Source organism: Microbacterium sp. 22195 (genome assembly GCF_052056515.1).
Lineage (GTDB): Bacteria > Actinomycetota > Actinomycetes > Actinomycetales > Microbacteriaceae > Microbacterium.
This window is the reverse complement of record NZ_JBQEPE010000003.1, coordinates 332,932-352,010: the sequence shown is the minus strand read 5'-3', so window position 1 is coordinate 352,010 and position 19,079 is coordinate 332,932. Positions and strand designations below refer to the sequence as shown.

Genomic DNA, 19,079 nt, shown 5'->3' with positions numbered 1-19,079 from the left:
CGCGCTACATCCAGGCGTCGATGCGGTCCCCGGCGGAAGCGGATGTCTCGCCCCGGCGCAGCTCGATCACGAACGCGTGTCCGGGCTGGAAGTCCGCCGGGATCGTCACGTCGGCGTACAGGGCATCGTCCAGGTCGAAGCCGATGTCGGTCAGGCGCACCGCGAGGTCGCGTCCGGAGTCGAGCAGGCGCGCCGAGACCGGCATCCGCTCGGCGCCGGCCGGGAACCGCAGCCGCAGGATGCCCGTGACGGGACGGTTCACGACCGTGACGAACAGCCGTTCGTCGTCCCCGGTCAGCCATCCGGCACCGGTGCGATCCAGGTCGACGTGGCGGGCGTCGTACACGGCATCCGCGTTCGCGCGGACCCACGCGCCCAGCTGCTCGGCGATCTCGTCCTCGTGCGCCGTCATGCGGCCGTGGCCGTCGGGGCCGAAGTTCACGACCAGGTTCCCGTTCATCGAGCGGCAGCGCATCAGCAGGTCGATGACGTCGTCCGCGGTCTTCTGGTACTGGCCGTCGGTGTCGCGCAGCCAGCCCCAGGCGTTCGGGCCGATGGTCATCACGCAGTCCCAGTCGTTCCCGCCGAGCATCTCGAAGCTCGCCGGCAGCTTGCGCTCCCAGCCCTGCTCGTAGTCCCCCAGCAGGGTGCCGTTGGAGTCGAAGTGCCGGGCGCCGTGCTCGTCGCTGCGGAATCGCGAGCCGATGATCAGTCCGGGGCGCCGCGCGCGCAGCTCTGCCTCGAGCGCGTGGGTGAACTCGTGGGAGGCGATCCAGGACGCGTCCCAGGTGCCGTCGAACCAGAGGCCGCGCGCGGCGGGGTAGCGGTCCAGCAGCTCGAGCAGCTGGGCGCGCGTGTACTGCAGGAAGTCGTGCCAGCCGGCGCGCTCCGCATCGGTCGCCGGCACCGTGCGGAGGTAGCCCGGGTGATGCCAGTCGAGCACCGAGAAGTACAGGAAGACGTCGATGCCCTCGGCCGTGTACGCGTCGACGACCTCGCCGACCAGGTCCCGCCCGCACGGCGATTCGCGCACCGTGTAATCGGAGTGCGCGGAGGGCCACAGCGCGAAGCCGTCGTGATGCTTGGTCGTGAAAATGACGTAGCGCGCGCCCATCCTCTTCGCCTGTCGCGCCCAGGCCCGGGCGTCCAGGCCGGTCGGGTCGAAGCTCTCGTTGAGCCGGTCGTAGATCCCCTGCCAGCCCTCCGGTGCTGTCGGTCCGCTCCACGCGCGGATCCACTCCGGGGCGGCCGACCCGCCGGCCGCGCTCACGCCCTGGTACTCGCCGCCGAGGATCGAGTACAGCCCGAAGTGGATGAACTGGCCCAGGCCGTACCGGCGGAAGCGGCGCATGGCCTCGTCGTCACGGCGGGAGACCTGCGTGCCGAACCGCAGCGGGATCGGCTGACGGCCGGTCGGGAGTGCGCGGTCGGTCCAGAGAGAGGTCGTCATCGGGTCCTCGTTCGGCATTGGTAAGCGATTTCCCAGTCTACCGGCTGCGACCGCCGAACGGGACGCCCGGCAGCACGGAATCCGCAGGCAGACCGAGCGCGCGCAGCACGTGCGGGAGCACGTCGGCGTGGTCCACGACGGGCTCGCCCGACGGCACGTCAGGGCCTGCCGCCGCGATCCATGCCAGCCGCTCCTCCTCGCTGTCGCCGCCGTGGTGGCCAGCGTCGAGGTGCCCGTGATCGGTGAGCACGATGACGGTCCAGTCCTCGTGCTCGCGGTTCGCGCGTGCATCGATCGTCGCGAGCAGCACGCCGAGCTGCTCATCGCACGTCTCCACGGCCCGGCAATACCGGTCCGTCACGCCCTCGGTGTGGCCGACGATGTCCGGCAGCACCGCATAGGCGAACACCGCCGCGTGATCGCGGTGCAGCAGTTCGCGGGCGGTCCGTGACACCACGGCCTCGTCCATCAGCGCGACGAGCTCGAGCGGCCCGTCCTCCGCTCCTGCGGGCAGCTCCGGCCGGTACCCGCCGCCGGCGAAGAGCGGTCCGCCGCTTCCCGTGGTCACCAGCGGCGCCCACGCGCCCGCCGCGAACGTCGTCGCACCGGGCAGACCGGCGCGGATGCGGAAGAGGACGTCGGGATGCCGGTCGAAGGCGTTCCCGGTGAAGTCGTTGTCGTGCACGCCGTGCTGGTCGCTGTACACGCCCGTGGCCATGGTCGACCACACCGGCCCGGAGATCGTCGGATTCGCGGCGTGCACGCGCACGGTCGAGAGGAAGCCGCGCGCGGACAGCGCGTCCAGATGCGGGGTGCGCGCGCTGCGCACGACGTCGTCGCGCACACCGTCCCATCCCATGATGAGAACGTGCGACGAGTGGGCGGAGGAGATCACGGAGCCGGACACCGCTCCAGCGTACGGCCGCCCTCGCGGGTCGCCGCATGGCATCCCCTCGACGCGCGCGGGTAGTCTGGCCTGACGATGAGCATCACTCGCCGCACGCTGCTGCTCGGCGCCGGGACCGGTGCCGTCGCGGTACTGCTCGCCGCGTGCACGCCCGAGCCCACCAGGCCCACGCCGACCCGGTCCACGCCCGCGCCCCGGCCGACCGCGCCCTCCCAGGTGCCCGCTCCGGCCGCGTTCGTCCGCAGCTCCTGGTCGAAGGACCCGTACTCGTACGGCGCGATCAGCTACCTGCCGTCCGGCACCGACCCGCAGCAGCGCGCGACGCTCGCGGAGCCCATCGGCGACCGGCTGTTCTTCGCCGGCGAGGCCCTCGACACCGACAACCCCGGCACGGTCCTCGGTGCGGTGGACTCCGGCCGCGCGGCCGCGCTCGCCCTGATCGTCGCGGCGGGTCCCAAGGAGCGCGTCGCCGTGATCGGCGCCGGCGCCGCGGGCGTGGTGGCGGCGCGGATGCTGGCGGATGCCAACCACGATGTCACCGTGTTCGAGGCGCGCGACCGCTCCGGCGGCCGCATCCTCAGCCAGAAGGCGAAGGACTGGCCGGTGCCCGCGCAGCTGGGCGGCTGGCTCATCTCCGACGAGCAGCTGGCCGCGCTGCACGATCGGATCACCACCCTCGGCGAGCAGCAGCTCACCTTCGAGACGGCCACCGGCTGGTCGAAGGACGGGGCCGCCGACACCGTCTCCGGCGACCCGATCGCGCAGGCCGCCGCCAAGGCCGGCGACCTGCCGGCGGACATCCCCCTCGCCGAGGCCCTCACCCAGAACGGCGCCGACCTCGAGGACCCCGCGCTCGCGGCATCCCTCGCCTGGCTCTCCGCCACCACGGGGGCGGACCCCGAGAAGGCTTCGAGCTGGTACCCGCCGGCGTTCGCACCGGACACGCTCACCGGCATGGCCGAGGACCTCGGATCATTCTTCGACAAGCATCTCGAGGATCAGCAGGTCACGCTGGCCTCGCCCGTCGTGCGCGTCGCCTACGACGACAGCGGAGTGAGCCTGCGGCTGGGCACGGGCGAGGCGCTGTCGTTCGACCGCGTCATCGTCACCGCGCCTCTGGGTGTGCTGCAGCGACAGGGCATCGAGTTCGCCCCCGCGCTGCCGAAGCCGCATCGCGGAGCGATCGCGTCCCTGGCATCCGGTTTCGTGGAGACGGCGTGGATGCGGTTCGAGGAGCCGTTCTGGGATGCCGAGCAGACGATCTGGCACGTCGTCGGCGGCGACGGCCTGATCCGCACCTGGATCAACCTCATGCCGGCCACCGGCGAGCCGGTGCTCGTGGGGCTCGTCGGCGGAGCGGATGCCGCGCGCTTCGCGGCGCTCAGCGACCGCGACGCCCAGGTCGCCGCCAGAGCGGCACTCGTCTTCTTCGCGCCCACTCCGGCGGACGCGAGCTGATCACGCCCCACGGGGGCAGCCGTACGCGCACGTGGCTGAGCAGCACGAGCGCGGCCGCCACGAGAGCGAAGATCGCCAGCGCGGCGAGGCACGACACGGACATCTCCGGAAGACCCGACACCTGCCGCGGGTCGAGGAAGTAGTACGGGTACCAGCCGATGATCCGGCCGCGCACGATCGTGAACACGCCCCAGACCACCGGGTAGGCCAGCACGAACGGCACCACCCGCCACGAGGCGGCGTGCCGGCCGGGCCCGATCAGCCACGCGATCACCGCGCATGCCGGCAGCAGGTAGTGCAGCACCACATCCGACCAGGGAACCGTGATCGGGATGCCACGCACGCCCGCCTGCCACACGATGATCGAGAACGCCAGGCCGGCCGTCACCGTCCAGCTCAGCACCAGTGCCCTGGCGGACGTGAGCCACACCGGATCCTCCGCGCGTCGCAGCGCGATGACGCCCGCGAGGATCGTCACCGCGGCGAACGCCACGTTCGACTGGATCGTCAGGTACGCGAAGAAGTTGTCGCTGGCGAGGGTCTGCGAGCCCATGCCCCACAGCATCCGATGCGTGAGGGACACGATGCACACGGCTGCGGCGAGCAGACGCAGCCATCCGAAGATCCGTCTCGTCAGCACGCGGGCGTCGTCCTCCTGGCGGCTTCCGCTCCCTCGGGCGGAGCGGCTCAGTCGTCCCCCGAGTCTACGTAACGCGCAGAAGTGCGGCGCCCCGCTGTGCAGGACGCCGCACCTCCGCGCGTGCGCCGCGACGGATCAGACTGCTCAGCCGGCGGACGGCGTCAGCGTCACGTACTGGGACGCGTCTCCGGGCTTCTGCTGCTCGAGCCGCATGCGGTCATCCACGTACTGCAGGGCCAGCCCGCTGTTGCGGTTGACCAGCCGGTACGTCGTCGAGCCGTCCAGCGAGGTGCCGTTCACGGCGACGCGCTGCAGGTACCACTGGTCGCTGCCGCCGGGGGTGCCCAGGCTCGTCGAGGTCAGGGGCACGGCATCCGCCTGCCGGTCACCCGCCGTGACCACGGCGCCGAAGGCGCGCGGCGCCGCGGCGCCGGTGCCCGACACCCGCAGGACCTTGCCGGTCGTCGCGTCGACGAGACGGTAGAAGCCGCTGTTCTCGCCCTTCGCGCTCTGGTCGGCGACGGGCTCGAGCCTCCAGGCGGTCGCCTTGGTCGCCGCGCCCTGGCCGCCGTCCATACCGGGACCGCGATCCGTGACCACGGCCCGCTGCCCCACGCGCAGCACATAGGAGGAGCCCTCGGCGACCGCGCTCCCCGCCGTGTCCCGCGGGGTGTACTCGGTGCTCACCGAGGCGCCACGGGCGCCCGGCGCCGGCGCGATGTCCACGACCTTGGCGGTCAGGTCGGAGATGGTCAGGAAGGAGCGGCCGGTGACGTTCTGGTTGGTCAGGCTGCCGTTGTCGAGCGAGGTGAGGTAGCCGCCGTTCGATCCGGCGGGCATGAGTCCGACGGCCTTCCACGAGTTCGGGTCTCCCAGATCGGCGGTCTCGTAGACGTTGCCGTCGTAGCCGACGATCCGGTACAGGCCGGAGAACGCGTTGTACGAGATGGCCGATTCGTTGTTCTGCGCAGGCAGGTACAGATGGCCGGTGTCCGGGTCCTCGTAATAGGCGCTGTTCGTGATGAGGTCCACGGTCTGCGAGACGCCGGTGGCCGGGTCGGTCTGCGTCACGTAGATGCCGCCGGTGACGACCTTGACGCCGCCCTCGTACCTGTCGTCCACGGCCTTGAGGGTCATGTCCTGCCCTGTGACGGCGTCGTGGTACGTCACGGTGCGATCGGGCGCGGACTGCCCGGTCGCGTCGTTCACGATCGTGTGCGCCAGCGTGTTGGCCGTGTAGTCGTTGCCCGAGGCATCCGAGAACCGGATGAGGTGGTCCGCAGCGACCTTCGCGGCCTCGTACGAGGCGCCCGCGTTCGCCCCCGATCCCTGCCAGGCGATCAGGTCGGTGGTGGGGTCGTAGAAGACGTCGAGCCCGCCGATGGAGTTGACGTTGCCGTCGATCCCGCCGATGCCCGGCTGCGACCACGAGCCGTTGTGCCATTTCTGCCACGTGCCGCTGGCCATGCCGCCGCTGATCGGCGCGCGGGCCATCTCGGTCCAGCTGGCCAGGGTCGAGGAGGCCGGCTTCTTGTAGATCTTCACGTTGTACGTGATGTAGAAGTAGCCGGTGGAGTAGTCGATGAACAGGCGGCAGCCGGAGTTGCCGAACGGGTACGACTGCCCGGGCGATGCCTTCTCGTCGATGACCTGGTCATCGTCCCAGGCCGAGGTGAGCGCGGGACCCGCGTACTGCCAGGTCGCGCCCTCGTCGGCCGACGTGGCGAGCAGGATGCGGTTGTTGTGGTGGCCGGTCGAGATCTTCTCGTCGATCGTCGCGTTCGCACCCTTGGTCTGCCACGGGTCGAACTGGTACTCGTCGTTCAGCAGCGCATGCCAGACGCCCTGCGGGTCGACCCACACGCCGATCACGTCGCAGTGATCGTCCTGCTGCGGTGAGGGGATCGGGAAGACGGGGTGCTTGTCGAGCTGATAGCAGATCGTGCCGGGGTCTCCGTAGTACGCGGGCGCCTGCAGCCGCTCGGTGGTGGTGCCCATGCCCGCCGAGACGGCACTCATGTCGTCGTTCGTGAAGGTGCGCGCCCAGGCACTGCCCCGGTTCGTGCTGTACGCGGTGAGAGCGTTGGTCCAGTGGAAGCGGCCGTCCTTGCCGACGAAGGCGGAGCCCGCGATGTCGCTGGTGAGACCGCCCTTCATCGTGGTCGTCCCCGCTGCGATGTACTGCGGGGGAGGCGGAGCGGTGTCCGCGCGGGCCGCACCCGCCAGTGCGACCGCACTGATCGCTCCGATGGCCAGTGCCGGGGTGAGGCGTCGCCAGCGGATGCTGCGGCGGGCGGTGCGATGGTCTCTCATGGTCATGCCTTCCTGTTCGTCTTCGAAGCGGAGTGCTGGGTGCAGGCGATAGAAATCGCTTACTGTTCGGCGAACGTATCCGAGAGATTCTGAGCCTGTCAACGGTAACTCGTTTCTAGAAACCGATTACTGAACTTTTGGCCAATGGCGACAGGACAGTGCCAGCCGTCCGTCCGGCGTAAGCGGGTCGGTCGAGGAGGAGGCGGCCGTGGCTAGAGTTGGACGGTGACCTCCCCGATGCCCATCGCCACCGTCCTCCGGCGCGCGGCACTGGTGGCGCTCGGCGGGATGGTGGGCACTGCCGCGCGCATGGGTCTCGGAATGCTCATCCCGGATGCCGCGCTCAGCGTGCTGGCCGCGAACATCGTGGGCGCCCTGGCGCTGGGCGTCCTGACGGCCCGGCTGCCCGCCGGCGATCTGCGGGTTCTTCTGGGCACAGGCGTGCTCGGCGGCTTCACGACGTACAGCTCATTCATGGTCGACAGCGTGCAGTTGGGATCGGTGTCGCCGCTGCTCCTGATCGGCTACGTGGCCGTGAGTCTGGTCGGGGGCATCGCGGCCGCCGCCCTCGGGCTGGTGCTGGGGCGGAAGCGGGCGGCATCATGAGCCCGCTGGTGTTCCTGCTGGCCGCCGCGTGCGGCGGACTCGGGGCCGCGACACGCTACCTCGTCGATCTCGGCATCGCACGGCTGACCGGCACCCGCTTCCCGTGGGGCGTGATGGTGATCAATATCAGCGGCTCGCTCGCGCTCGGCCTGGTGGTCGGGATGCTGCCCGGCGCCGCTTTCGTGCTCGGCACCGGCTTCCTCGGCGGCTACACCACGTTCAGCACCGCGATGATCGACACGGTCGCGCTGTGGCGCGACGGGGAGCGCCGGGCATCCGCCCTCTACGCCGGGGGAATGCTGCTGGCCGGCCTCGCCGCCGCGGCCCTCGGGCTCTCGCTCGGCCATGCCCTCTGACCGGCCCTGACATCGCGCTCCGGCCCGCTCTCAGCCGGCTCCAAGGGCCGATAATGTACAGATGTACATGAGGGGGTCGGGATGTCGGATGCTGTCACGCGCCGCAGGCGCGATCCGGAGACCCGCCGCCGCGAGATCGTCGCGGCTGCGGCCGAGCTGATCGTCGAGGTCGGCGTCGGCGCCCTCACCCACCGCATGATCGCCGCGCGCGCGGGCGTGCCGCTCGGCGCGACCACGCAGTACTTCGCCACGCTCGACGAGCTGCGGTCGGAGGCGCTGCGCCACCTCGTGGCGGATGTGGACTCCAGGATGCAGGGCATCCGGTCCGTGCTCACTGAGCGCGGCGCCACTCCCGCCGTCATCGCCGAGCTCATCGTGCAGGGCCTCGCCGACGCCCGGGCCATGGAGGCCGACCGCGCCGTGGTCACCGCCGCGGTCAACGACCCTCAGCTGCGCGAGCTCGCCCGGCGCTGGTCGGCGCAGATGGCGGGGTTCCTCACCGGCGACTACGGTCTCGAGCGCGCGACCGCGGCTGCCATCTTCATCGACGGGGTGCTCTGGCACTCCCGCATCAACGACGAGCCGCTCAGCGGCGCCTTCATCGAATCCGCACTCGCCGCCATCCTTGGCGAGAGCATCCGTCCTTCGTCCGTGAGCGACTGAAACGAGCATCGTGTCGAATCTCTCCGTCCTCAGCCTGCGCAACCGCGCGCTCATCGCCCTGATCACGATCGTCTCCGCCGTGTTCGGCGGACTGGCGCTGACCAATCTCAAGCAGGAGCTCATCCCCTCGCTCGAGCTGCCGGCGCTGATGGTCATGACCACCTACCCGGGCGCTTCGCCCGAGGTCGTCGAGAACGACGTCTCCACGCCGATCGAGGATGCCATCCAGGGCGTGCCGGGGCTCGAGTCGACGACCGCGACGAGCACCACCAACGCCTCGATCGTGCAGGCGACCTTCACCTACGGCACCAACCTGGCGACCGCCGAGCAGAAGATGCAGCAGGCGATCAATCGCATCGGCCAGCAGCTGCCGAAGGATGTCGCTCCGCAGGTGCTCAGCGTCTCGATCGACGACTTCCCGGTGATCCAGATCGCCGTCACCGGCTTCAGCGACGCCGAGGCCGCGCAGAACGACCTGCAGACCACCGTCATCCCGGACCTCGAGGACGTCAAGGGCGTCAACGCCGCACAGATCGTCGGCGGCGTCGGGCAGCGCATCACGATCACGCCCGACGCGGCCAAGCTGGCCGAGGCGCGTCAGAGCACGCAGGCGATCAGTCAGGCGCTGCAGCAGAACGGCGTGCTGCTGCCCGGTGGCGACATCACCGAGGGCGACGAGACGCTCACCGTGCAGACCGGGTCGAAGATCACGAGCGCGAGCGAGCTGGCATCCCTGCCGCTGGTGGGGACTCCGCTGACCATCGGCGACGTCGCGACCGTCGAGCAGACCACCGATCCGGTCACCTCGATCTCCCGCGTGGACGGCAAGGACGCGCTGTCGATCGCCGTCACCAAGCTCCCCTCCGCCAACACCGTCGACGTCTCCAAGGGCGTGCTGAGCAAGCTCGACGAGCTGAAGAAGACCTTCCCCGACTCGAAGTTCACGGTCGTTTTCGATCAGGCGCCGTTCATCGAGCAGTCCATCGAGACGCTCGCCACCGAGGGCATGCTCGGCCTCGCGTTCGCGGTGATCGTCATCCTGATCTTCCTGCTCTCGATCCGCTCCACGCTGGTCACGGCGATCTCGATCCCGACCAGCGTGCTGATCACCTTCATCGGGCTGCAGGCGTTCGGCTACTCGCTCAACGTGCTGACGCTCGGCGCGCTCACCATCGCGATCGGGCGCGTGGTCGACGACTCGATCGTGGTGATCGAGAACATCAAGCGCCACTACGTGCAGGGAGCCGACAAGGGTGATGCGATCCGGCTGGCGGTGCGCGAGGTGGCTGCGGCCATCACCGCCTCCACCATCACGACGGTGGCGGTCTTCCTGCCCATCGTGTTCGTCGGCGACATGGTCGGCGAGCTGTTCCGTCCCTTCGCGATGACTGTGACGATCGCGATGATCGCCTCCCTGCTGGTCGCGCTGACCATCGTGCCGGTGCTGGCGTACTGGTTCCTCAAGCCCGGCAAGCCCCTTCTCTCCGCGGACGGAGCGCCGATCGACCCGGAGCATCCGGATGCTCCGCCCACCCGCCTGCAGCGCGCGTACCGGCCGATCCTGGGCTGGACGCTGAAGCACTCCGCGACCACGGTGATCATCGCCGTGCTGGTGCTCGCCGGCACGCTGGCCGCGGCGCCGCTGATGAAGATCAACTTCCTCAGCGACTCCGGGCAGAACACCATGACCGTCACCCAGGACATCGGCGGCACCGCCAGCCTGCAGGCGAAGTCGGATGCCGCGAAGAAGGTCGAGAAGGTGCTGGAGGACGTCGACGGCATCACGCACGTGCAGGCGTCGATCGGCTCCAGCGGCTCGGCGCTGCGCGACGCCTTCTCCGGCGGTGCGGGCATCACCTACTCCATCCAGACCAGCGACTCGGTCGACCAGGAGAAGCTGCGCGCCACGGTGCAGAAGAGGATCGACGAGCTGAAGGACGCCGGTGACGTCAAGGTCGGGGCGTCGTCGGGCGGCTTCGGCTCCAGCGACATCACGATCAGCGTCACCGCCCCCACGGCCGATGCGCTGCAGGAGGCGACGGATGCCCTGACGAAGGACCTCGAGGGCCGCGACGGCGTCGGCGAGGTCACCGACAACCTGGCGGCGTCGCTGCCGTACATCGCGGTGGTCGTCGACCGCGCGAAGGCCGCCGAGCATGGACTCTCCGAGGTCGCGGTGGGCTCGATCGTGTCGAACACGATGCGCCCGGAGCAGCTCGGCACGGTGGAGGTCGACGGCACCGGCCTGACCGTGTACCTCGTCGCACCCGAACCGCCGACGTCGGAGGAGGCGCTGAAGGACCTGGCCATCCCGACTCCGACCGGCATCGTGAAGCTCTCGGACATCGCCCAGGTCGAGCAGAGCAACGGGCCCACCGCGATCACCACCGAGAAGGGGCGTCGCACCGCCACGATCACGGTGCCGCCGGCCTCGGACGACCTGGCCGTCGCCACGCGCTCGGTGACCGCCTCGCTCGATCACGTGAAGCTGCCCGAGGGCGCCCGCGCCGAGATCGGCGGCGTCGCGCAGCAGCAGGCCGACTCGTTCTCGCAGCTGGGCCTGGCGATGCTCGCCGCGATCCTGATCGTCTACGTGGTGATGGTCGCGACCTTCAAGTCGCTGCGCCAGCCGCTGCTGCTGCTCGTGTCGGTGCCGTTCGCGGCGACCGGCGCGATCCTGCTGCAGATCGCCACGGGCGTGCCGCTGGGCGTCGCCTCGCTGATCGGCGTGCTGATGCTGATCGGCATCGTAGTCACGAACGCGATCGTGCTCGTCGACCTGGTCAACCAGTACCGCGAGAAGGGCCTCACGACCGCGGATGCCGTGATGGCCGGCGGCGAGAAGCGTCTGCGGCCGATCCTGATGACGGCGCTCGCCACGATCTTCGCGCTCACGCCGATGGCCCTCGGCATCACCGGACACGGCGGGTTCATCTCCCAGCCGCTCGCCATCGTGGTCATCGGCGGCCTGGTGTCGTCGACGGTGCTGACGCTGATCGTGCTTCCGACGCTCTACAACCTGGTCGAGGGCGCGAAGGAGCGGCGTGCCGCACGGCGGGCCGCTCGGGGCGGCGGAGCCTCCGGACCGGACGGATCTGGTCCGGGAGGCTCCGGTCCTGCCGGACCTGAGGGCCCGCGCAGGCCCATCGCGCCCGAGATCATGCACCGCAGCGACGTCGAGGCGCATCTCGCGGGCGAGGCGCACGGCGGTGGTGCCGGTTCCGTGGCCGCCGGGTCCGGTGCCGGTGCGCGGTCGTTCGCGGCCGGTGCGGGTGCTCTCGCGGGGGCGGGACTCGCGGCATCCGATTCGACGCCGGATGCCCCGGGTGGGCAGGCCGATGGTGCGCCGCCCGCGGCGGTGGACTCCGGCACGATCGCACGCCTGCAGTTCACAGACTCCCCTGCAGTGCAGCCCTACGAGCCCGTCCGCTCCGCCGACCCCATGCTCGCGGCGGCTGCCGCGGCATCCGCCGCTGCTGCTGCCGCCTCGGCCGCCGCAGCGGCGGCATCCGTCGTCGCGCAGGCCGCAGCCGACCCCGCGGCGCACCACCCGACCCGACGCGAGCTGCGCTCGCAGGCGCTGCCCTCCGCGAACCCGGTCGACTGACTGCGACCGTCACTCAGCGTGGATCACAAACGCAGCGGAATCATGCTTCCGCGGTGCACTTCTGATCCACACTGACGCGGCGGACGCACTTCTGTTCCGGCTTGCTGACGCGCGCGCTCAGCCGGAGAAGCGGATGCCCCACTCGAGCGTCCAGGACTCGTCCTGCCCCAGGTGGCGCAGTCCGCGCCCGGAGTTGAACGCGTCGGCGGGTGCCGTCATCGGCTCCACGGCGACGACCAGCGAGTGGTCCGGGTATCCGGTGGAGGTGTACGCCTGCACGTAGCCGAAGCCGGGCCCCTGCTGCAGGGTGACAGTGCGGCCGTCGGGAGCGGTCAGCGTCGTGCGCGCGAAGCCGTCGGCATCCCGGTGCAGGTTCGCGAACCCGGTGTCCAGCTGCGCGTCGCCGAGCCGCTGCCCCTCGCGCAGATCGGTGCCGGAGGCGACCGGGGATTCGCCGACCGGCAGCATCCGCTCATCGGTCTCGAAATAGGTCTCCGCGGGGATCCGCAGCATCAGCGTGCGCGGGTCGGTGCCGCCGATCGTCAGGTACGGGTGAGTGCCGAGCGCGACCGGCGCCGGGGCGGCCGAGCGGTTCATCAGCGTGTGCGTGACGTCGATGCCGGCATCCGTCAGCGCGTAGCGCACGGTCGTGTCGATCAGGTACGGGTAGCCGGTCTGCGGCACGATCGCCGCGGCGAGCGTCACCGCGTCCTCCGAGCGCCTCGCGATCTCGTAGGCGGTGAAGCGCAGCAGTCCGTGGCTGGCGTTGTGGAACTTCGGCTCGGTGATGGCCAGCGCGCGTGTGGTGTCGCCGTCCTGCCAGATCCCGTCGCGGACGCGGTTCGGCCACGGGGCGAGCACGACTCCCGATGCGCCGGGTGTCGCGATGTCCTCCGGGTAGGGCGGCACGATGTCGACACCGCCCACGGTGAGGTGGCGCAGCGAGGCGCCGACCTGCGCGATCTGAGCCGTCACGTCGCCGCGGCTGAGGTGGATCTGGATGCCGGTGGGGGAGGCCATCCCGCCATCGTACGACCCAGGGCTTCTCCCAGGGTGGTCCGGTACACTCGAACAGTCGGCTTCGGGCACCCGCCTCGTGCGGAGCGTTTTGCGAGGGTGAACCTGCTCTCATTGTGAGCCCAGGGGCCGATGGTTCATCAACCATCACATGAATGGCCCCGGCCGACGGATGCCCGGGTATGTCCGCCGTGCGCTGATCTCTGTGCGCACGGGAGCGGACGCTGTTCTCGTGTCAGAGACAGTGAGGAAATCATGCCTAAGAACGGCAAGCCCAAGGGCGGACGCCCGTCCCGCAACTTCGAGCCGCGCTACGCGAAGAAGACGGCGTTCCACGACCGTCACGCCGGTGGCCGTCCGACCCGTGATGACGACCGGCGGTCGGATGCCGGTGAGCGCCGCTCCTTCTCATCCGACGCGCGCGCGGATCGCCGCCCGGGCAGCATCAGCCCCAAGCACCGCGGCTACCGCGAGGCCGAGGCCGGCGCAGCGGCGCCCAAGCGCCGCTGGTCGGATGCCGAGCGCGCGGGCCGCGACGAGGCGCGCTCCATCCGGAACCGTGCCGAGTCCGGTCGCCGTGAGGCGCCGCACCACCGCAACGATCGCGATGACCGCGGCTTCGGCGGTCGCCGCTTCGACGACCGTCCCCGTCGCGATGACCGCTCCGGTGGCTTCCGCCGTGACGAGCGTCCCTCGCGCGATGACCGCGGTGGCCGTGGGTTCGAGCGTCGTGACGAGCGCCCGCGCTTCGAGCGTGACGACCGGGGTTCGCGTGACTTCGAGCGTCGTGACGATCGTGGCGGCCGCGGTTTCGAGCGTCGCGATGACCGTGGTGGGCGCGGTTTCGAGCGTCGCGACGACCGAGGCGCAGCGCGCGGCGGTTTCGACCGCAGCGAGCGCCCGCGTCACGATCGTGAGGACCGGGGTTCGCGTGGCTTCGACCGCCGCGATGACCGTGGTGGCGCACGGGGCGGCTTCGACCGCAATGACGACCGTGGCGCGCGCGGCGGTTTCGACCGTCGTGATGACCGTGGTGGCGCGCGCGGCGGTTTCGACCGCAACGACCGCGGTGGCGCGCGCGGCGGTTTCGACCGTCGTGACAACCGTGGCGCACGCGGCTTCGACCGCACCGAGCGTCCGCGCTTCGACCGCGACGACAGGCCGCGTCAGGATCGCGCCGACCGTCCGCGTTTCGAGCGCAGCGACCGCCGTGACGACCGCCCGCGCTTCGACCGCAACGACCGCGACGCCCGGCCGATCCGACAGAACCGCGACGACCGTCCGAGCCGCAGCGACTGGAACCGCACCGCGACGGTCAAGGCTCACGAGGAGCACGTCGACGTCGTGCACGAGCGGCTCGAGGCCGAGGCCGTGCAGGCCACAGAGGTCGCCGATGCGACCTTCGCCGACCTGGGCATGGGCTCGAACATCGTCGAGGTCCTGAAGAACATGGGCGCCGAGAAGCCGTTCCCGATCCAGGCGGCCACGATCCCGGCCATCCTCGAGGGACGCGATGTGCTCGGTCGCGGCCGCACCGGCTCCGGCAAGACGATCGCCTTCGGTGCGCCGCTGGTGGAGAGCATCCTGCTGTCGCAGAAGGGCAAGCGGCGCGAGATCGGCCGCAAGCCGCGCGCCATCATCCTGGCGCCGACGCGCGAGCTGGCCCTGCAGATCGACCGCACGGTGCAGCCGATCGCCCGCAGCGTCGGTCTGTTCACCACGCAGATCTACGGCGGAGTGCCTCAGGCGCGCCAGGTCGGCGCGCTCAACAAGGGCGTCGACATCATCATCGGCACCCCCGGCCGCATCGAGGACCTCATCGAGCAGCGCAAGCTCGACCTCTCCGAGATCCGCATCGCGGTGCTCGACGAGGCCGACCACATGGCGGAGCTCGGCTTCGCCGAGCCCGTGCAGCGCATCCTGCGCAAGACGGGCACCGCACTCGAGGACGGCGCGACCAGCCAGAAGCTGCTGTTCTCGGCGACGCTCGACCGCGAGGTCGCCGCGATCGTCGACGAGTTCCTGGTCGACCCTGCCGTCTATGAGGTCGCCGGCGAGGATCAGAACTCGGGCACCATCGAGCACCGCGTGCTGGTGATCGAGCACCGCGACAAGGCCGAGGTGCTCACCTCGCTCGTAGACCGCGACGGGCAGACGCTGGTCTTCGCCCGCACCCGTGCCTACGCCGAGATGCTCAGCGAGCAGTTCGAGGATGCCGGCATCGCGTCCGTCGCCCTTCACGGTGACCTGAACCAGGCCAAGCGCACGCGCAACCTGCAGAAGCTCACCGCGGGCAAGGTGCAGGTGCTCGTCGCCACGGACGTCGCCGCGCGTGGCATCCACGTCGACGACATCGACCTGGTCGTGCAGGCGGACGCGCCCGACGAGTACAAGACGTACCTGCACCGCTCGGGCCGCACGGGCCGTGCCGGCCGCTCCGGCCGCGTCGTCACGCTGATCACCCGGCACCGCCGTCGCCGCATGGAGGACCTGCTGGACCGCGCCGAGATCGACGCGCCGTTCGAGCAGGTCGCACCGGGTGACGACCTGATCGACGAGATCACCGGTCGCGTGCCGAGCGCCGCAGAGCTGACCGCCTGACGCGCCACAACTCCGGAGGAACGCCCCCGTGGAGCCCGACAACGGCTCCGCGGGGGCGTTTCCGCGTCGGATCTCCGGAGTTGTGGCGGCGGAAGCGATGAGACTGCGCCCTAGTCTGGACGGATGCCGCTGATCCGCCCCGCATCCCTCCCGCTGATCCGCGCGGCCGAGGACGGCTCGGGCGAGATCGGGCAGGCGGATGCTGCGGCACGCGCACTTCGCGAGGACTACGAGCGCTGGAGCCGGCTGGGATGGGGCGCGCTCGCGTATCTCGGAGCGGTGCTCGGAACGCTGTTCGGGCTCGCGATGCTCGACGCGGCGAGCGACGTATCGGTGGGAGCCGGACGGGTCGCGGTTCTCGCGATCGGAGTCGCGGCTCTGAGCATCTCGGTCGTCTGCCTTCTCGTGCTGCATCGGCTCTGGCGGACGGGGCGTCGCCTCACAATCGCGGCCGCCTGGTGGCTGCGGCTGCCCTTCCGCACCGGGCAGCGCTCCCGTCGAGCTCCGTTCTGGTTCGCGCCGCGGACCGTGCAGTACGAGCCCCGCATCCTGACGAGGACGACGGCGAGTGCGCTGCTCTTCCTCGTGGCGATCTTCGGGCTGTCCTCGGTGTTCTTCACCGATGCGGCGCGGATGCCGCTGCTGACGGCGGCGATGGTGTCGATCGGCGTGATCTCCGCCCTCTGCATGTGCGGGATCGTCGGCGGCATCATGCGCATCACGTCGGGTCTTGCGGAGGGCGATCCGTTGTGGATCGGCGTGCGCGACCGCGTCCGGGGCGAGTGAGCAGCGGCCCGTAGGCTGGGCGCATGGAATGGGGCTCTTGGGCGACGGCGGGCGGCACGGTGTGGTTCTGCATCGCCCTGGTGACGAGCGGGCTGGCGGGCGTTCAGGGCCGGACGAAGCTCGGCTGGTTCGTGCTCGGGATGATCTTCGGCCCGCTCGCGCTGCTGCTCCTGGTCTTCCTGACCGAGCCGCTGGTCAAGCGGGACTGACCGCGCTCAGAACAGCATCTCCGCCTTCGGCGCCGGGGGAGCGGATACCGGGGCCGGGCGCATCCGCTCACGCATGATCCCCCGCATCCGATCGTGGTCCTCCTCCGACTGCGTGTGCAGGCCGTGGGTGCGGATCAGCGGACGCATCCGCTTGGCCAGCCACTGGCGGTAGCCCTTCGGGGCCTCGGCCGCCGCACCCGGGTACAGGCCCCGGTAGGAGGCGACCAGGTCGGGACGCTCGCGCTGCAGCCATTCGAAGAACCAGGGCTTGACGCCGGCGCGCAGGTGCAGCGCACCGTACACGGCGTGGTCGGCGCCGGCATCCGCGATCCGCGACAGCGCCTCGTCGATCGCTCCTACCGAGTCCGTGATGTGCGGCAGGACGGGCATCAGGAAGACCCCTACCCGGAATCCGGCATCCGTCAGGGCGCGCACGGTGTCGAGCCGGGCCTGCGTGGTCGGTGTGCCGGGTTCGATCGAGTGCTGCAGCGCGTCGTCGTACATCGCGATGGACATCTGGATGTCGATCGGCACGCGCTTCGCGGCCTCCATCAGCAGGGGGATGTCGCGGCGGACCAGCGTGCCCTTGGTGAGGATCGACATCGGCGTGCCTGAGTCCGCCAGTGCCTGGATGATCCCCGGCATCAGCCGGTATCGCCCCTCCGCCCGCTGGTAAGGATCGGTGTTGGTGCCCAGCGCGACGGTCTCGTGCTGCCAGGATCCGCGACGCAGCTCGCGCTGGAGCACGTCGACGATGTTCGTCTTCACGACGATCTGCGAATCGAAGTCGCGCCCCGCGTCCAGGTCGAGATACTGGTGCGTCCCGCGAGCGAAGCAATAAGAGCATGCATGGCTGCATCCGCGGTAGGGGTTGATCGTCCAGTTGAACGGCATCCGCGACGGTCCAGGAACCGCGTTCAGCGCCGACTTGGCCAGCACCTCGTGGAACGTCATGCCCGCGAACTCCGGCGTGGACACCGACTGCACGATCCCGTTGCGGTTCTCCAGTCCGGGCAGCGCCGCGGGATCCGCATCGTCGATCGTCTGACCTTGCCACCGCATCTCACCATTAGAACAAAAGGACGATGAGATGGCAAGCGATATTCGAACAGATCTATTATTCGCGGCGGCGTGCCAGCAGCGCCTCGGTCTGCTGCTGCAGCATCGCGCGCACCCCGACGATCACCAGTCCCGCGACCAGGAAAGCGAGACCGATCTGGAACAGGGTGGTTCCCAGCCAGGTCTGGAAGATCGCGAAGTCCTTGGGCTCCGGTCGCGCCATGAGCTCGGACTGCGCCAGGGTGAGGAATCCGCCCACCAGCATCAGGAGCAGGGCGGACACGAGCAGCGTCGCCGCTCCGCCTGGGGTGCGGATGTACGGGGGCTCGGGGCTCTGCGATGTCTGGGCCATGGCTGGATCCTATGCGCTGGGCGCAGGCGGGCTCCGGGGTGGCGTGCGCCGGGCTCGTGAAACGGTCAGGGCCATGCGTCACAATGGAGCGATGAGCGCCACGCATTCCCGGCATGCGTCGCGTGCGCCGCTCGCCGTGCGGGTCGCCGTGCCCATCGGCGTGCTGTTCACCGCGATCGCGTCGCTGGCGACGCTGGCCGGCGGCGGTGGATCGGATGCTCCCGCCGCGGCGGAGCTGCCGGCGCCTGCCGCGGTCATGGCGCTCCCCGACGTGAAGCTGGCCGAGGCTCACGTCGCGAACCCGTGCGCGGACGCTGCTGTGGCGTCCGCGCTCGCCGCGCACGACGATGCCGCAGCTGTGCGCGCCTTCGGCGGCGGCGAGCAGTTCCGCGCCGCGGTCACGGCAGGCAATGCCCCGTGCATCTCGCTCTCCGATCCCGCTCATGACTGGGTCGTGGTCAACAAGCTCCGCCCGCTGGCCCCGGTGGACTTCGCGCCCGCATCCGTACGGGCGTCGAGCCTGCGCGCCACGTCCGGATCGGTGAGCATGCGCCCCGAGGTCGCGGACGCCCTCGACCGGATGAGCGCCGCCCTGACGGCCGGAGGGGCCGGCGTCATCGGCGTCAACAACGCCTACCGCTCCTACGGCCTGCAGCAGGTCACGTACTCCCGCTTCGTGCGCTCGGAGGGCGTCGCGGGGGCGGATGCCGGATCCGCGCGCCCTGGTCACAGCGAGCACCAGAGCGGCCTTGCCGTCGACGTCGTCGCCTGCTCGGGTGGCTGCGGGTCGCTCGGCGCGTTCGGCTCGACCGCGCAGAGCGACTGGATCGTGCAGCACGCCTGGGAGTACGGGTTCATTGTCCGCTACGAGAAGGGCGCCACGACGACCACCGGCTACATGCCCGAGCCGTGGCATCTGCGCTTCATCGGCGTGGAGCTGGCGAAGGCATACCACGATGGCGGCTTCCACACGCTGGAGGAGTTCTTCGGGCTCCCCGCTGCCCCCGATTACGCGCACTGACGGCATCCGGAATCGCCCACTGACGGCATCCCAC

16 protein-coding genes are annotated in these 19,079 nt (G+C 70.3%); 9 read left to right on the top strand and 7 right to left on the bottom strand.

What is annotated here, in order from left to right; genetic code table 11:
- Positions 1 to 4: 4 nt before the first annotated feature.
- Positions 5 to 1,450: an alpha-L-fucosidase gene (locus tag ACTJJ4_RS12265; RefSeq protein ID WP_440943575.1), complete on the bottom strand. Its 1,446-nt coding sequence runs from the start codon at positions 1,448 to 1,450 to the stop codon at positions 5 to 7.
- A gap of 37 nt (positions 1,451 to 1,487) precedes the next feature.
- Positions 1,488 to 2,357, bottom strand: coding sequence for an alkaline phosphatase family protein (locus ACTJJ4_RS12260; protein WP_440943574.1), 870 nt, complete (start codon positions 2,355 to 2,357; stop codon positions 1,488 to 1,490).
- A 75-nt stretch (positions 2,358 to 2,432) separates the two neighbouring features.
- On the opposite strand from ACTJJ4_RS12260, the gene ACTJJ4_RS12255 reads away from it, so the two are divergent.
- The gene (locus ACTJJ4_RS12255; protein WP_440943573.1) at positions 2,433 to 3,815 is read left to right on the top strand and encodes an FAD-dependent oxidoreductase; all 1,383 of its coding nucleotides are present in this window, start codon (positions 2,433 to 2,435) and stop codon (positions 3,813 to 3,815) included.
- Here the strand turns inward: ACTJJ4_RS12255 and ACTJJ4_RS12250 are convergent.
- Together ACTJJ4_RS12250 and ACTJJ4_RS12245 are read right to left on the bottom strand one after the other, a co-directional pair.
- Positions 3,739 to 4,455, bottom strand: coding sequence for a Pr6Pr family membrane protein (locus tag ACTJJ4_RS12250; protein WP_440943572.1), 717 nt, complete (start codon positions 4,453 to 4,455; stop codon positions 3,739 to 3,741). The genes ACTJJ4_RS12255 and ACTJJ4_RS12250 overlap by 77 nt on opposite strands.
- Positions 4,456 to 4,599: 144 nt before the next feature.
- Positions 4,600 to 6,768: an RICIN domain-containing protein gene (locus tag ACTJJ4_RS12245; RefSeq protein WP_440943571.1), complete on the bottom strand. Its 2,169-nt coding sequence runs from the start codon at positions 6,766 to 6,768 to the stop codon at positions 4,600 to 4,602.
- A gap of 225 nt (positions 6,769 to 6,993) precedes the next feature.
- Here ACTJJ4_RS12245 and ACTJJ4_RS12240 point away from each other — a divergent pair, with 225 nt between their 5' ends.
- The 4 genes from ACTJJ4_RS12240 (at position 6,994) to ACTJJ4_RS12225 (ending at position 12,000) form a co-directional block, all read left to right on the top strand.
- Complete coding sequence (locus ACTJJ4_RS12240) at positions 6,994 to 7,374, top strand: fluoride efflux transporter FluC (RefSeq protein WP_440943570.1); 381 nt, start codon at positions 6,994 to 6,996, stop codon at positions 7,372 to 7,374.
- The gene (locus ACTJJ4_RS12235; protein WP_440943569.1) at positions 7,371 to 7,730 is read left to right on the top strand and encodes a fluoride efflux transporter FluC; all 360 of its coding nucleotides are present in this window, start codon (positions 7,371 to 7,373) and stop codon (positions 7,728 to 7,730) included. Before ACTJJ4_RS12240 ends, ACTJJ4_RS12235 begins: the two co-directional genes overlap by 4 nt.
- Positions 7,731 to 7,811: 81 nt before the next feature.
- Positions 7,812 to 8,393 (top strand): TetR/AcrR family transcriptional regulator, encoded by a 582-nt coding sequence (locus ACTJJ4_RS12230; protein ID WP_440943568.1) that lies wholly within the window; start codon positions 7,812 to 7,814, stop codon positions 8,391 to 8,393.
- A gap of 10 nt (positions 8,394 to 8,403) precedes the next feature.
- Entirely contained in the window at positions 8,404 to 12,000 is a 3,597-nt protein-coding gene (locus tag ACTJJ4_RS12225) for an efflux RND transporter permease subunit (protein ID WP_440943567.1), read from the top strand.
- Positions 12,001 to 12,117: 117 nt separating this feature from the next.
- Here ACTJJ4_RS12225 and ACTJJ4_RS12220 read toward each other — a convergent pair whose 3' ends face one another.
- Positions 12,118 to 13,020 carry an aldose 1-epimerase family protein gene (locus tag ACTJJ4_RS12220; RefSeq protein WP_440943566.1) on the bottom strand — a complete coding sequence of 301 codons (903 nt, stop codon included), beginning with the start codon at positions 13,018 to 13,020 and terminating at the stop codon, positions 12,118 to 12,120.
- Positions 13,021 to 13,272: 252 nt separating this feature from the next.
- On the opposite strand from ACTJJ4_RS12220, the gene ACTJJ4_RS12215 reads away from it, so the two are divergent.
- From ACTJJ4_RS12215 to ACTJJ4_RS12205, 3 genes are all read left to right on the top strand, one after another.
- The gene (locus tag ACTJJ4_RS12215) at positions 13,273 to 15,618 is read left to right on the top strand and encodes a DEAD/DEAH box helicase (protein WP_440943565.1); all 2,346 of its coding nucleotides are present in this window, start codon (positions 13,273 to 13,275) and stop codon (positions 15,616 to 15,618) included.
- A gap of 123 nt (positions 15,619 to 15,741) precedes the next feature.
- Positions 15,742 to 16,404 (top strand): hypothetical protein, encoded by a 663-nt coding sequence (locus ACTJJ4_RS12210; protein WP_440943564.1) that lies wholly within the window; start codon positions 15,742 to 15,744, stop codon positions 16,402 to 16,404.
- Between the two features lie 23 nt (positions 16,405 to 16,427).
- Positions 16,428 to 16,613 (top strand): hypothetical protein, encoded by a 186-nt coding sequence (locus ACTJJ4_RS12205; protein ID WP_440943563.1) that lies wholly within the window; start codon positions 16,428 to 16,430, stop codon positions 16,611 to 16,613.
- Between the two features lie 6 nt (positions 16,614 to 16,619).
- Here ACTJJ4_RS12205 and ACTJJ4_RS12200 read toward each other — a convergent pair whose 3' ends face one another.
- Together ACTJJ4_RS12200 and ACTJJ4_RS12195 are read right to left on the bottom strand one after the other, a co-directional pair.
- Positions 16,620 to 17,675 carry an Rv2578c family radical SAM protein gene (locus ACTJJ4_RS12200; protein WP_440943562.1) on the bottom strand — a complete coding sequence of 352 codons (1,056 nt, stop codon included), beginning with the start codon at positions 17,673 to 17,675 and terminating at the stop codon, positions 16,620 to 16,622.
- A gap of 55 nt (positions 17,676 to 17,730) precedes the next feature.
- Positions 17,731 to 18,024, bottom strand: a complete 294-nt coding sequence (locus tag ACTJJ4_RS12195; protein WP_440943561.1) for a hypothetical protein — start codon at positions 18,022 to 18,024, stop codon at positions 17,731 to 17,733.
- A gap of 91 nt (positions 18,025 to 18,115) precedes the next feature.
- Here ACTJJ4_RS12195 and ACTJJ4_RS12190 point away from each other — a divergent pair, with 91 nt between their 5' ends.
- Complete coding sequence (locus tag ACTJJ4_RS12190) at positions 18,116 to 19,045, top strand: M15 family metallopeptidase (RefSeq protein ID WP_440943560.1); 930 nt, start codon at positions 18,116 to 18,118, stop codon at positions 19,043 to 19,045.
- The last annotated feature ends 34 nt before the right edge of the window (positions 19,046 to 19,079 follow it).